This is a genomic window from Enterobacter sp. RHBSTW-00175 (assembly GCF_013927005.1).
Lineage (GTDB): Bacteria > Pseudomonadota > Gammaproteobacteria > Enterobacterales > Enterobacteriaceae > Enterobacter.
Map to the genome: position 1 here is coordinate 2,074,209 of NZ_CP055930.1, position 14,078 is coordinate 2,088,286.

Sequence of the window (14,078 nt, forward strand, 5' to 3'; positions counted from 1 at the left end):
AATATTGAGGGATACTGCTCCCCTTAACCTGGGGAGCAAAGAATTATCATCCTGATAATAATTAAAGGTAAACCAGCTCAACGTTGGTTAAACCGTCCAGGGTCACTTCATCCGTGACATTTAAATCGTTGGTTGGATTGATAGAGGCCTCAACAGTGACTTTAAAGTTGATTTTGCTTTCAGCGGAAAGCACGCGATTCGAGAGATCCTTCGTAAAACCATAAATTTCACGGTTATCACTGGCAATTTGCATAAAGTCAGTGCCTCTCGTGTCCCAGTTTTCACCACTATCTGCACTTAACATGGGATAAAGTGATTCACCGTTGCCGTTAGTGCTGGCACCTTGTGCGCGCGATATACCTAATGCATAAGAACCAATATTTTTGCTGTTATAGGTTCCCAGACCAAAGGCAAACTGCGGGGCGCCACTAAAGCTATAAAATGGAACGGCTGCCGTTGGGGAGGAGGCGTCACGCGCATCGGTAAACTTCACCGCAACGCGGGTGGCTTCTTCACAGGTAATGGAAACAGGAATGTCTTTCCTTTCCGTCAGCGGCGTCACGCTGGTCGCGTTGAGAGAGGCCACTTTCATTGTACCGAAGTCAGCGATACCGCCACCGCTCGGAAACGCAGGTGTGCAGGAAGACGGGATAATTTTCCCCGTGACTTTAATATCAATGCTTTGTGCAGCCATAGCGGTATTAACCGACAATGCCAGCACCGTCACCAGCGTTCCTTTTTTAATTAATGCGTTCATTCAATTTCCTTATTTAGATGAAATACACAACCAAGCCAGATATCGATATTTGGCTGAGGAAGAGAAAAATAGCAGCATAGATAACCCCTATCAATAGCCTTAATCGCATTTAGGATTTACGCCTGAGAATTTCCTTAATAATTAGGATCAATCATTTGCTTTATGAATATATAGTAGAGACCATTCTCTTCAGGAGCTTAAAAACATTGATGAAAATAATGTTACCGAAAAATCGGTCAGCCGAACCATTGAGGAGAGTTATTTAACGATGAGTGTGGATCGGAGGTGATGAAAAAAAGAGCAATAGAGGAGCATTTTTTAGAATGGCTTAATTTGTTTGTTAATCTTGATTAATACTGCTCCCCTTAACTGAGGAGCAGTGAACAGTGATAAGGATGTTAATTAGAGGTAAACCAGCTCAACGTTGGTTAAACCGTCCAGCGTCACCTCATCCGTGACATTTAAATCGTTGGTTGGGTTAATAGTGGCTTCGACAAATACCTTAAAGTTGATTTTGCTTTCAGCGGAAAGATCGCCACTAGAGAGATCCTTTGTAAAACCATAAATTTCATCATTATCACTCGAAATTCCCATAAAATCGGTGCCACTGCGAAACCAGGTTTCACCACCATCTGAACTCAATATGGGATTAAGTGATTCACCATTACCATTGGTGTTTGCACCCTCAGCACGTGATATACCTAAGCCATAAGCACCAATGTTTTTACTGTTATAAGTTCCCAGTCCGAAGGCATACTGCGGGGAGCCAGCAAAGCTATAAAAAGACACAGACTCAGTTGGAGAGGAGGCATCACGCGCATCGGTAAACTTCACCGCAACGCGGGTGGCTTCTTCACAGGTAATGGAAACAGGGATTTCCTTCCTGTCCGGAAGTGGGGTCGAGCTGGTTGAGTTAAGAGAGGCCACTTTCATCGTGCCGAAGTCAGCGATACCGCCACCGCTTGGAAACGCAGGTGTGCAGGAAGACGGAATAATTTTACCTGTTACTTTAATATCAATGCTTTGTGCAGCCATAGCTGTATTAACCGACATCGCTAACGCTGTAACCAGCATTCCTTTTTTAATAAATGCGTTCATTCAATTTCCTTATTTAGGTGAAATACAAAACGAAGCCAAATACCGACACTTGACTGAAGGAGACAAAAATACCAGTATCAATAACCTCTATCAATTACCTGGAACGTATTTAGGATTTGCGCCTGAGAAATTCATAAATAATCAGGACCAATTATTTAACGAGTGAATATAAAAAGGATACAGTTCGCTTTATCAGCTTTAAAACATTGATAAAAATAATGCTATCGTAAAACTGGTTAGCCGTATTATTTAAGCGAGTTATTCAACGACGTGTGTAAAACAGAGGGTGACAACAAAGAAGGGAGGCGTAGCGGGAAAGCCTTTGCAAGCGAGTATAGGGATTATTTGTATTCACACCTGTCCCCGCTCCGAAGAGCAAGGGACAGTGGCAACATATCTTATTTGGTCAGTTCTGCCGTCATGTGTACGCGGTTACCAGAGAATGCCTGAGTAATTTTGTAAGATGACGCGCCTGCTTCCTGAGCCTGAGCTGCGATTTTCGCTTCTGCGCCGTCAATGGTTGAGGCGGTTGCGGTGACAGTCTGTGCAGCGAAAGAACCGAAAGAAGTAGCCAGAGCAATTACAGCGACAAAAGTTTTGATGCTTTTCATGATTTAAACCCTTTCATTAAGTTGTTTAGGTAAGGCACCGTGCCTTGATGAGATAAATACTAGACCTCATCATGAACAACTAAAAGCGGAAGGATTTGCTAATATCATTCAAAATTACTGATTAATAATTAAACGCTGAGGATGAGTATAAATCGTCGCCCTTCCCGGCTTACAGAATCCGACCAGCGTCAGGTTGCAGCGCTCTGCCACTTCCACAGCCAGCGTGGTCGCCGCTGACACCGCGAACAGAATTTCAATGCCACACATCGCCGACTTCTGCACCATCTCATAGCTGGCCCGGCTGGACACCAGCGCAGCACCCTGTTGCCAGATAGCGTTCTCACGCGCTCTGCGGCCCAGCAGTTTATCCAGCGCCACATGGCGACCCACATCCTCATGCCCACCAGCAATTTCACCTGATGGCAGCACCCAGGCTGCGGCGTGTGTACAACCGCTCAGCTGGCCAATGGGCTGAACATCGTTCAAATGCTCAAGCGCGCTGTCGAGGTGCGCCAGGTTAAATGTCTGGGTAAACGGCAGCGGGGCTATTGGTTTGCCAATATCGTTAAGTTGCTCAACGCCACAGACTCCGCAGCCCGTGCGCCCGGCCAGCGCGCGACGGCGCTCTTTCAGCCCCATAAAGCGGCGACTGGAGAGCTCAATTTGCACTTCAAGGCCATTACAGGCCTGAACCACGTCCATGCCGTAGATATCTTGCGGGTGCTCAATGATGCCTTCCGAAAGGGAAAAGCCGATGGCAAACAGGTCGAGATCTTTGGGCGTGGCCATCATCACAACGTGCGAGATACCGTTGTAGACCAGGGCAACAGGGACTTCCTCCGCCAGAAAATCGGGAGTGGCGCGGGTAATATGGGGCGGTCTGTGTACCGACAGTTCCACAATGCCCGCAGGCAGTGGCGACGCGTGGGTAGCACGGTTTTGTTTAGACACAACGGTATTCCTGAACAACCACAGAGGCAGGTCTGCTATTGCAACATAAACGGCAGACCTTACGCATAGTATGGATCAACTTTTCAGCACCCATCCTCATCAAGTTTACCTACTCATTCCGGAGGGGTGCAACTGCAGCCATGATACACCCCTTTAACATGAGAGGTTGATAACGTGATTGATATCACACTTTATAATCAATGCAGTGATAATACGTTCACTTTGTATTAACGCAGTTCAAACAGGCTTACCGACAATGTGGTATTCTGATGATATCCCTCGTGGAATTGAGGGATTAACACAAATTTTCTTCTTTGCGGGCAAAAAACGACCGCGAAGTTAAGACTCTATATGTAAGCAATGTCGAAACAAGGAGTGACCCATGCAGGTCAGCAGAAGGCAGTTCTTTAAGATCTGCGCTGGCGGTATGGCAGGCACCACGGCAGCGGCACTGGGCTTTGCACCCGGCGTAGCGCTGGCGGAAACGCGGCAGTACAAACTGCTGCGCACCCGTGAAACCCGTAATACCTGTACGTACTGCTCTGTCGGTTGCGGGCTGTTGATGTATAGCCTCGGCGACGGTGCGAAAAACGCCAAAGCGTCTATCTTCCACATCGAAGGCGATCCGGATCATCCGGTCAACCGTGGTGCGCTGTGTCCGAAAGGCGCAGGTCTGGTGGACTTTATCCACTCAGAAAGCCGCCTGAAATTCCCCGAGTACCGCGCTCCAGGCTCCGACAAATGGCAACAAATCAGCTGGGATGATGCGTTTGACCGCATCGCGAAACTGATTAAAGAAGACCGCGATGCCAACTTCATCGACAAGAACGCCGATGGCGTAACGGTGAACCGCTGGCTCTCCACCGGGATGCTGTGTGCCTCTGCTTCCAGTAACGAAACCGGTTATTTAACCCAGAAATTTACGCGTGCACTCGGAATGCTCGCGGTCGACAACCAGGCGCGTGTCTGACACGGACCAACGGTAGCAAGTCTTGCTCCAACATTTGGTCGCGGTGCGATGACCAACCACTGGGTCGACATCAAGAACGCCAACCTCATCGTGGTGATGGGCGGTAACGCCGCTGAAGCGCACCCTGTCGGGTTCCGCTGGGCGATGGAAGCCAAAATTCACAACGGCGCAAAATTGATTGTTATCGATCCCCGCTTTACGCGTACTGCGTCAGTGGCGGATTTCTACACCCCTATTCGTTCAGGTACTGACATCACATTCCTGTCAGGCGTATTGCTGTACCTGATGACTAACGAAAAATACAACCGCGAATACACCGAAGCCTATACCAACGCCAGCCTGATCGTGCGTGAGGATTATCACTTCGAAGATGGCCTGTTCAGCGGTTATAACGCCGAAAAACGCAAGTACGACAAAACCAGCTGGAACTACGAGCTGGATGAGAAAGGCTTTGCGAAGCGCGACACCACCCTGCAACACCCGCGCTGCGTGTGGAACCTGCTGAAAGAGCACGTTTCCCGCTACACGCCGGATGTAGTTGAAAATATCTGTGGTACGCCGAAGGCGGACTTCCTGAAAGTCTGTGAGCTTATCGCCGAAACCAGCGCGAAAGATAAAACCGCGTCGTTCCTGTATGCACTCGGCTGGACGCAACACTCCATCGGTGCGCAGAACATCCGTACCATGGCGATGGTTCAGCTGCTGCTTGGCAACATGGGGATGGCAGGCGGTGGCGTAAACGCCCTGCGCGGTCACTCCAACATTCAGGGTCTGACCGACCTCGGCCTTCTGTCTCAAAGCCTGCCGGGATATATGAACCTGCCAAGCGAGAAACAGACTGACCTGCAAACCTACCTGACGGCCAGCACGCCTAAACCGCTGCTTGAAGGCCAGGTAAACTACTGGGGCAACTATCCGAAGTTCTTCGTCTCGATGATGAAAGCGTTCTTCGGCGACAAAGCAACGGCTGAAAACGGCTGGGGCTTTGACTGGCTGCCGAAGTGGGACAAAGGTTACGACGTTCTCCAGTACTTCGAGATGATGAACCAGGGCAAGGTCAACGGCTATCTGTGCCAGGGCTTTAACCCGGTTGCCTCGTTCCCGAACAAGAACAAGGTTGTGGCATCCCTGTCAAAACTGAAGTTCCTGGTAACAATTGACCCGCTCAATACCGAAACCTCGACCTTCTGGCAGAACCACGGTGAATCGAACGATGTCGATCCATCGAAAATTCAGACCGAGGTGTTCCGACTGCCATCGACCTGTTTCGCGGAAGAGAACGGCTCTATTGTTAACTCCGGGCGCTGGTTGCAGTGGCACTGGAAAGGCGCAGACGCCCCAGGGCTTGCCATGAACGACGGTGAGATCCTGGCCGGCATCTTCTTGCGCCTGCGTAAGATGTACGCAGCAGAAGGCGGCGCGAACCCGGAACCGGTTCTGAATATGTCCTGGAACTACTCGACGCCAGAAAATCCAGCGCCGGAAGAAGTGGCGATGGAGAGCAACGGTAAGGCGCTGGCGGATGTTATCGACCCGGCTACCGGTGCCGTTCTGGCGAAGAAAGGTGAACAGCTCAGCACCTTTGCGCACCTGCGCGATGACGGCACGACGTCCAGCGGTTGCTGGATCTTCGCCGGAAGCTGGACGCCGAAAGGCAACCAGATGGCCAACCGCGATAACGCCGACCCTTCGGGTCTGGGCAATACGCTGGGTTGGGCATGGGCATGGCCGCTTAACCGCCGCATTCTGTACAACCGCGCCTCCGCAGACCCGCAGGGGAATCCGTGGGATCCGAAGCGTCAGTTGCTGAAATGGGACGGCGCGAAATGGGGCGGCGTGGATATTCCGGACTACAGCACTGCCGCACCAGGCAGCGATGTCGGGCCGTTTATCATGCAGCCTGAAGGGATGGGACGCTTGTTTGCTATCGATAAGATGGCGGAAGGGCCGTTCCCGGAACACTACGAACCGTTTGAAACGCCGCTGGGTACCAACCCGCTGCACCCGAACGTGGTCTCTAACCCGGCAGCCCGTATCTTCAAGGGCGATCTCGAAGCGCTGGGTAAAAAAGACAAGTTCCCGTATGTGGGTACAACCTATCGTCTGACCGAGCACTTCCACTACTGGACCAAGCACGCGCTGCTTAACGCCATCGCGCAGCCGGAACAGTTTGTAGAGATCGGCGAGAAGCTGGCGAACAAGCTCGGCATTGCCCACGGCGATACCGTGAAAGTCTCCTCTAACCGCGGCTATATCAAGGCCAAGGCAGTGGTGACCAAGCGTATTCGCACGCTGAACGTTCACGGTCAGCAGGTGGACACCATTGGTATTCCTATCCACTGGGGTTACGAGGGCGTGGCGAAGAAAGGGTTTATTGCTAACACCCTGACGCCGTTCGTCGGTGATGCGAACACGCAGACGCCGGAGTTTAAGGCCTTCCTCGTGAACGTGGAAAAGGTGTAACGGAGACGACTTATGGCTTATCAATCGCAAGACATTATTCGTCGTTCCGCGACTAACGGTTTCACTCCCGCGCCTCAGGCGCGGGACCACCAGCAGGAAGTGGCGAAGCTTATCGACGTGACTACCTGTATCGGCTGTAAAGCCTGTCAGGTGGCGTGTTCGGAGTGGAACGACCTCCGTGATGAAGTCGGTCACAACGTCGGGGTGTACGACAACCCGGCGGACCTGACCGCAAAATCCTGGACGGTAATGCGTTTCTCGGAAGTGGAGCAGAACGACAAACTGGAATGGCTTATCCGCAAAGACGGCTGTATGCACTGTGCGGATCCGGGCTGCCTGAAGGCGTGCCCGTCAGAAGGGGCTATCATTCAGTATGCCAACGGCATCGTCGACTTCCAGTCCGAACAGTGCATTGGCTGCGGCTACTGCATCGCCGGCTGCCCGTTCGACGTACCGCGACTGAACCCGGAAGACAACCGCGTCTACAAATGTACGCTGTGCGTTGACCGCGTAACCGTCGGCCAGGAGCCAGCCTGCGTGAAGACCTGCCCAACCGGTGCTATCCACTTTGGCTCTAAAGAGGATATGAAAACGCTGGCGGCAGAACGCGTGGGCGAACTGAAAACCCGTGGTTACGACAACGCAGGCCTGTACGATCCGGCCGGTGTTGGCGGTACGCACGTGATGTACGTGCTGCACCACGCCGACAAGCCGAATCTGTACCACGGCCTGCCGGAGAACCCGGAAATCAGCGCTACTGTTAAGTTCTGGAAAGGCATCTGGAAACCGCTGGCAGCGGTCGGGTTTGCTGCCACCTTCGCAGCAAGCATCTTCCACTACGTCGGTGTCGGCCCGAACCGCGCGGAAGAAGAAGACGATAACCTGCATGAAGAGAAAGACGAGGTGCGCAAATGAGAAAACGTGACACCATCGTGCGCTATACCGCGCCGGAGCGAATCAACCACTGGGTCACCGCCTTCTGCTTCATGCTGGCGGCGATAAGCGGACTGGGGTTCTTCTTCCCGTCCTTCAACTGGCTGATGCAGATCATGGGGACACCACAGCTGGCGCGTATATTGCACCCGTTTGTTGGCGTCATCATGTTCGCGTCGTTCATCATCATGTTTTTCCGATACTGGCACCATAACCTAATCAATCGGGATGATATCTTTTGGGCGAAGAATATTCGTAAGATCGTCGTCAACGAGGAAGTGGGTGATACCGGGCGTTATAACTTCGGCCAGAAATGCGTTTTCTGGGCGGCGATTATCTTCCTGGTACTGTTGCTGGTGAGTGGTGTGATCATCTGGCGTCCGTATTTTGCGCCTGCTTTCTCAATCCCGGTGATCCGATTTGCGCTGATGCTGCATTCATTTGCCGCAGTGGCGTTAATTGTGGTTATCATGGTGCATATTTACGCCGCCCTTTGGGTGAAAGGCACCATTACCGCGATGGTGGAAGGATGGGTAACCAATACGTGGGCGAAGAAACATCACCCGCGCTGGTACCGTGAGGTCCGAAAGACAACGGAAAAGAAAACTGAATGAGTATTCGCATAATCCCGCAAGATGAGCTGGGTTCGAGCGAGAAACGCACGGCGGAATATATTCCGCCGTTGTTATTCCCCAGACTCAAGAACCTCTATAACCGCCGCGCAGAGCGTCTGCGCGAGCTGGCAGAGAACAATCCTCTGGGCGACTTTTTGCGCTTTGCCGCGCTGATTGCCCACGCACAGGAAGTGGTGCTTTACGACCATCCTCTGCAAATGGATCTCACCGCGCGCATCAAAGAAGCCAACGAGCAGGGTAAACCGCCGCTGGATATTCACGTGTTGCCGCGCGACAAGCACTGGCGCAAGCTGCTGCATTCGCTGATTGCCGAGCTTAAGCCGGAGATGAGCGGCACTGCGCTGGCGGTGATCGAGAACCTGGAAAAAGCCTCTGATATGGAGCTGGAAGAGATGGCGAGCGCGCTGTTTGCTTCTGACTTTACGCTTGTCAGCAGCGATAAAGCCCCGTTTATCTGGGCTGCGCTGTCGCTCTACTGGGCGCAAATGGCCAGCCTGATCCCAGGTAAAGCCCGCGCAGAATATGGCGAAGCACGTCAGTTCTGCCCGGTGTGCGGTTCAATGCCGGTGTCCAGCATGGTGCAGATCGGTACGTCCCAGGGGCTGCGCTACCTGCACTGCAACCTGTGTGAAACCGAATGGCACGTGGTGCGCGTGAAGTGCAGCAACTGCGAACAGACCCGCGATCTGAACTACTGGTCGCTGGAAAATGAAGAAGCGGCGGTGAAAGCGGAAAGCTGCGGCGACTGCGGGACCTACCTGAAGATTCTTTATCAGGAAAAAGACCCGAAAGTCGAAGCGGTGGCCGACGATCTCGCCTCGCTGATTCTGGACGCGAAGATGGAGCAGGAGGGCTTTGCCCGCAGCTCGATTAACCCGTTCCTGTTCCCGGGTGAAGGGGAGTAGTCTCCTTTGACAGTGCCGGGCGGCGCAAGCTTGCCCGGCCTACAGATGATAGGGTGAGACAACCCCAACAATTCCCGCAAAATCTTTCGTATTACGTGAAATCAACGGGCAATTTCTACTCTGGGCTGTGGCCAGAATGATGGCATCAGGCAGTTTCATCCCGTGCTCCTCACGGAGTAAAACGCTTCTTTCAGCGATTTCACGCGACACATCGATAATCTCAAAGGCACCCAATACAGCCGCCGTTTTTGCTTCATGACCGTGCCTGCGCGCGCCGACCATCACTTCCATCTATGTAATCAGGCTGATCGCCCGGTGCGATGCTGTGTTTTCAATCGCATTCGCTGCCTCAGTGCGATTATTAAAGAGATCGATAAGAATGTTGGTATCAAACACTGCCATGTGTTCCACAATTACCACTCCTCACGCAGCTTGCGTTCGTACTCCAGCCCATCTTCTTGCTGGTTGCCCCACAGACCCAGCGCATCACGAATAACCGAAGTGCTTTGCTGGTCGAGATACTGCTCTATCGCTTCTCGCAGCAATTCGGCACGAGGTTGATTCCGCAACTGTTTGAGGTTATCCAGCCGTTGAATGACGTCATCCGACAAATCGATCAGTATTCTGCCCATATCAAGGTTCACCAAAAGACTCATATATCATCCTAGTATATCACAAATGGTTAATTTTCAGGCAAAATACTCCTTGTCATTTTAAGGTCAAAGTTCATTTTAAAATTCGCGACCACTTTTGCGAGCCGCTTTCCAGAACCGAGTTCCCATGCAAATCCTCTATTTTCTTCCGCGATAATCCAGGTTATAACACTGTATATCCATACAGAAAAAAGGCATTCACATGGCGCTGGAAAAGGGTATAGATAAACTGGTTCAGGATTTTATTGCAGCAGGAAGGCCCTCTTCGAGTAGCCAGAGTATTGATGACCGGAGAGCGGGATATCTCGCCAGCACAGTGCTCGCAGGGGAGACAGAAACGCGCATAACGGTTGAAAAACTTGAACGTGAAGGTATGACTTTCCAGGTCTACTCACCAGGTAACGCGGCCAAATTACTGCCCACCGTTATTTATTATCACGGTGGCTGTTTTATCAGCGGTGGGTTTGAGACGCATGACAATCAGCTCCGCCAACTGGCGTATTACGGCAACTGTCGCGTGATTGCCATAAGATACCGACTGGCGCCAGAACATACCTTTCCGGCAGCACATGATGATGCAGAAAAAGGTGCAAACCTGGTACGGAAGTATGCGGATACGTTTGGGGTGGATACAAACCGGATCACCCTCTGCGGAGACAGTGCAGGAGGCCATCTGGCTCTGGTGACATCACTGCGGCTCAAGAAGGCAGGAGTCTGGTTACCCGCACAGCTGATTTTTATCTATCCCATGCTTGATGCTACCGCCAGGTCCGGGAGCTACACCCGCAATGGCCTGGATTATGTCATCACCCGCGATACGCTGTTGAGCGGCTTTGAAACGTATCTGGTTGATACCGAAAAGCTTCATCCTGAAGCCAGCCCGCTATGGCGAGATGATTTGAGCGGTCTGCCGCCTGTACACATTATTACTGCTGAATTTGATCCGCTATGCGATGAGGGAGAGACACTCTATCAATATCTGACAGAACAAGGCGTGGTGTGTACGGCTCAGCGCTGGTTGGGCGTGATCCACGGCTTCTTTCAGCTTGGCGGTATCAGCCAGTCAGCACGGGATGTCATACGAGATATCGCACGGCGAATTAATCCAGCCCAGCAATAAACCGGGCTGGACAAGATTACTCTTCCTCGTTCCCACCCTCTTCGTACGCGCCAAACGGCTTCGCAGGGAGAACGATGTAGGTACCTTCAAATACCGCGCCCGATGTTTCGTCACCAAAAAGCTCAACCTGCATCTGCACGCGGGCTTTGCGTCCACGAGCCAGGCGGTCAAGGTCGCCACCGAGCGACCCCAGATCGGCAACGGCACTTGGCTTGCCGCTTATCGGTGCGCTGTAGCGAATGTGGGCATCTGCAAGAATGATGGTGCCACCAAGATGGCGCTCGCGCAGCATCAGCCAGATAAGCCCCCAGCCAGTGAGCGTGGCCAGCGAGAAAAGGCTGCCTGCAAACAGCGTGTGGTGCGGGTTTTGATTGCCGATTTCCGGCATCGTGGTGATGAATTTTTGCCCCGTATACTGCTGGATACGGACACCCATTTTTTCACTCAGCGGGATGTGCTGATACCAGGCCTGTTGTAGCTGCCCGCACCAGTCTGCGCGATGCAAAATATCATCCAGCGTGGCAACGGGTTTAATCATCAGGAAATGGCGAACCGGGGTGGTTTGCGGTGTCGTGATTTCACCCTGGTTAACAAAACCCAGCTTGGCAAAAAACTCCACGGCATCCTCACGGGCGCTACAGGTCACGCGCTTTACGCCCTCCTGACGCGCGACAGACTCCAGGGTCATCGCCATCAGTGTGCCCAGGCCTTTGTCCTGAACCGAAGGATGGACTGCCATAAAACGAATGGAGGCTTCGTTATCGGCATTAATATACAACCGCCCAACGGCGACGAGGTTACCCTCTTCATCCACCACCATCTGGTGATGTGCCATTGCATCCCAGGCGTCACGTTCTGAACCCTGAGGCTGATGTAATGGCTTGCGCAGCATTTCCCAGCGGAAATGGTAGTAAACGTCTAACTCTTCTTCTGTTTGCGGTACTCGAAGGTGATACATAGCTGTACTCTCTCTTGTTACCCGCGGCCACGCCGCCAGCTGGCTCATACCTGGAGCCAGAAAGTGACGGGGCCATCGTTCACCAGCGAAACCTGCATATCCGCAGCGAATCGTCCGGTTTGCGTATTCATTTCCTGTTGGCGACAACGCTCAACAAAGTACTCATAAAGCGCTTCTGCACGATCTGGCGCTGCCCCTCTGGAGAAGCCCGGTCGCATTCCGCGCTCAGTGTCCGCAGCAAGCGTAAATTGAGACACCACCAGCACGCTGCCACCCGCCTGCTGGACATTGAGATTCATCTTTCCTTCTGCATCGCTAAAGATGCGGTAGCCCAACACGCGCTCACATAAGCGGTTGGCTTTTTGTTCGTCATCTTCCTTTTCGACACCTAACAACACTAAAAGTCCTGGGCCAATTTCACCCGTCACCTCTCCCTCCACGGTGACGCTGGCACGGGTTACGCGCTGTATCAATGCAATCATGGTTGGTCTGCTTCTTGTTGTTTTTCAGCTTCTGCTGCTTTTCTGAGTTCGCGATATATTCCGAGAGTGACAGTTATTTCGGCACCAAGCAAGACGATACACCAGGTCCAGTACACCCAGACAAACAAAATGGGGATCACCGCCAGCACACCGTAGATCAGCTGATAAGACGGGAACATGGTGATATAGAGGGCAAATCCTTTTTTCCCCAGCTCAAAAAGCACTGCCGCCACCAGCGCGCCTAACACGGCATCGCGATTGGGTACGCGAGTGGTCGGGACTACGCTGTACAACAGCCAGAACGAGAGCCAGGACAACACCAGCGGGAAAAGGCGCAGCACATTGTCGATAACGCCATTTAGCTCACTGGCCCAACGCAACGAGAGCAGATAAGAGCTTATCGCCAGGCTCGCCCCCGCGAGCAGCGGCCCAAGCGTCAAAATCATCCAGTAAACGGCAAAAGAGTACACTCTGGGTCGAATCCGCTTACTGCGCCAGATAGTGTTCAGCGCACTATCAATGGCATACATCAACAGCAATGCCGTTACTATCAACCCACATGCCCCAACGGCGGTCATCTTGTTTGAATTGGCAACAAACTGTTCGATGTAATTCTGAATCACATCGCCGGTGGCCGGAATAAAGTTAGCAAAGATGAAATGACGCAGCTGTAGGCTTACATCCGCAAACATCGGGAATGCAGAAAAAAGGGCAAAAACAACCGCCACCAGCGGCACTAACGAGAGCAACGACACATAAGCAAGATTGCCTGCCAGTGTCGTCATGTTGTCCTCATCAATGCGATGCCAGAGAAGTTTCAGCCACGCCCTGAGCGGGCGGGTATGGTGAGCGGCTTTTTGATGAACGTTTTTTAGCATAACTGCTTCGCGAAATAGTGGGGTATCGTCTCTTTTCCGGTCACCAGAATTGACGTGATACCTAGCTGGTTAGCTCCCTCTATATTATCGGCGTTGTCGTCGAAAAAGACCGCATCCGCTGCGGAGTATCCTTCTTTCTGCAATACGGCCTGATAAATTCGCGCCTCAGGTTTGCGCATTCCCATCTCCTGGGAGAGATAGACGTGATCCGCTGCGGCATTTACCTCAGGATATTCATCTGGCCAGAATGTCGTGTGCAGACGGTTGGTATTTGACAGGACCACCACCCGGTGCCCTTGTTTGCGAAGTTTTTTCATGATGTCGGTGACTTCCGGGCGGATCGCCACAAATACAGCCTGCCAGCCGTGAGCAAATTGCTCGTAGCTTAATGACAGGTCCATTTCGTGACAAAAGCGCTCGGCAAACTCTTCATCACTGATTTCACCACGCTCATGCTGATGGAAGGTCTCACTCATCGCGAAGCTCTGTTTTAATGTCGCCAGCGGAACGCGGCTAAAGTCGCTCCATGCGCCCAGCACCCGATTAAAATCGATATCGACGATTACATTTCCTAAGTCAAAGATATAAAGCATGTTTATCTCCTTTTCGCCGTGGAAAAGTAACTGTAGCGGGAAAGATAAGCTTTGGCTATGCGCTGCGACAT

Annotated in this window: 14 protein-coding genes and 1 pseudogene; 5 read left to right on the top strand and 10 right to left on the bottom strand. The window is 52.1% G+C overall.

The window, feature by feature from the left end:
- Positions 1 to 61: 61 nt before the first annotated feature.
- The 4 genes from HV107_RS09780 to fdhD form a co-directional block, all read right to left on the bottom strand.
- Entirely contained in the window at positions 62 to 757 is a 696-nt protein-coding gene (locus HV107_RS09780) for a DUF1120 domain-containing protein (RefSeq protein WP_182063029.1), read from the bottom strand.
- Positions 758 to 1,159: 402 nt separating this feature from the next.
- Entirely contained in the window at positions 1,160 to 1,855 is a 696-nt protein-coding gene (locus HV107_RS09785; RefSeq protein ID WP_182063030.1) for a DUF1120 domain-containing protein, read from the bottom strand.
- A gap of 398 nt (positions 1,856 to 2,253) precedes the next feature.
- Positions 2,254 to 2,466 (bottom strand): DUF1471 domain-containing protein, encoded by a 213-nt coding sequence (locus HV107_RS09790; protein WP_023309747.1) that lies wholly within the window; start codon positions 2,464 to 2,466, stop codon positions 2,254 to 2,256.
- 114 nt (positions 2,467 to 2,580) lie between these two features.
- Positions 2,581 to 3,417, bottom strand: a complete 837-nt coding sequence (gene fdhD, locus HV107_RS09795) for a formate dehydrogenase accessory sulfurtransferase FdhD (protein WP_182063031.1) — start codon at positions 3,415 to 3,417, stop codon at positions 2,581 to 2,583.
- 382 nt (positions 3,418 to 3,799) lie between these two features.
- Here fdhD and fdnG point away from each other — a divergent pair, with 382 nt between their 5' ends.
- Genes fdnG through fdhE form a run of 4 tightly spaced genes read left to right on the top strand, consistent with a single transcriptional unit; the run spans position 3,800 to position 9,323 of the window.
- Positions 3,800 to 6,850, top strand: coding sequence for a formate dehydrogenase-N subunit alpha (gene fdnG, locus HV107_RS09800; protein ID WP_182063032.1), 3,051 nt, complete (start codon positions 3,800 to 3,802; stop codon positions 6,848 to 6,850).
- Between the two features lie 12 nt (positions 6,851 to 6,862).
- Positions 6,863 to 7,765: a formate dehydrogenase subunit beta gene (fdxH, locus tag HV107_RS09805; protein WP_008501831.1), complete on the top strand. Its 903-nt coding sequence runs from the start codon at positions 6,863 to 6,865 to the stop codon at positions 7,763 to 7,765.
- Complete coding sequence (gene fdoI, locus HV107_RS09810; protein ID WP_182063033.1) at positions 7,762 to 8,397, top strand: formate dehydrogenase cytochrome b556 subunit; 636 nt, start codon at positions 7,762 to 7,764, stop codon at positions 8,395 to 8,397. Before fdxH ends, fdoI begins: the two co-directional genes overlap by 4 nt.
- Positions 8,394 to 9,323 (top strand): formate dehydrogenase accessory protein FdhE, encoded by a 930-nt coding sequence (gene fdhE, locus HV107_RS09815; RefSeq protein WP_182063034.1) that lies wholly within the window; start codon positions 8,394 to 8,396, stop codon positions 9,321 to 9,323. The genes fdoI and fdhE overlap by 4 nt, the downstream gene beginning before the upstream one ends.
- Positions 9,324 to 9,362: 39 nt before the next feature.
- Here the strand turns inward: fdhE and HV107_RS09820 are convergent.
- A pseudogene (locus HV107_RS09820) lies at positions 9,363 to 9,737 on the bottom strand (PIN domain-containing protein).
- Positions 9,737 to 9,979 carry a ribbon-helix-helix protein, CopG family gene (locus tag HV107_RS09825; RefSeq protein ID WP_014072390.1) on the bottom strand — a complete coding sequence of 81 codons (243 nt, stop codon included), beginning with the start codon at positions 9,977 to 9,979 and terminating at the stop codon, positions 9,737 to 9,739. The pseudogene HV107_RS09820 and the gene HV107_RS09825 overlap by 1 nt, the downstream one beginning before the upstream one ends.
- A gap of 199 nt (positions 9,980 to 10,178) precedes the next feature.
- Between HV107_RS09825 and HV107_RS09830 the strand changes: the two genes are divergently transcribed.
- On the top strand, positions 10,179 to 11,096 hold the full coding sequence (locus HV107_RS09830; RefSeq protein WP_182063035.1) for an alpha/beta hydrolase: 918 nt from the start codon (positions 10,179 to 10,181) through the stop codon (positions 11,094 to 11,096).
- A 16-nt stretch (positions 11,097 to 11,112) separates the two neighbouring features.
- Here the strand turns inward: HV107_RS09830 and fabY are convergent, their stop codons facing one another.
- From fabY to yihX, 4 genes are read right to left on the bottom strand one after another with little or no spacing between them, the layout of a single operon-like run.
- On the bottom strand, positions 11,113 to 12,054 hold the full coding sequence (fabY, locus tag HV107_RS09835; RefSeq protein WP_041162159.1) for a fatty acid biosynthesis protein FabY: 942 nt from the start codon (positions 12,052 to 12,054) through the stop codon (positions 11,113 to 11,115).
- A 44-nt stretch (positions 12,055 to 12,098) separates the two neighbouring features.
- Positions 12,099 to 12,536: a D-aminoacyl-tRNA deacylase gene (dtd, locus tag HV107_RS09840; RefSeq protein ID WP_014072393.1), complete on the bottom strand. Its 438-nt coding sequence runs from the start codon at positions 12,534 to 12,536 to the stop codon at positions 12,099 to 12,101.
- Positions 12,533 to 13,414, bottom strand: a complete 882-nt coding sequence (locus tag HV107_RS09845; protein ID WP_182063036.1) for a virulence factor BrkB family protein — start codon at positions 13,412 to 13,414, stop codon at positions 12,533 to 12,535. Before HV107_RS09845 ends, dtd begins: the two co-directional genes overlap by 4 nt.
- The gene (gene yihX, locus HV107_RS09850) at positions 13,408 to 14,007 is read right to left on the bottom strand and encodes a glucose-1-phosphatase (protein ID WP_182063037.1); all 600 of its coding nucleotides are present in this window, start codon (positions 14,005 to 14,007) and stop codon (positions 13,408 to 13,410) included. The genes HV107_RS09845 and yihX overlap by 7 nt, the downstream gene beginning before the upstream one ends.
- Between the last annotated feature and the right edge of the window lie 71 nt (positions 14,008 to 14,078).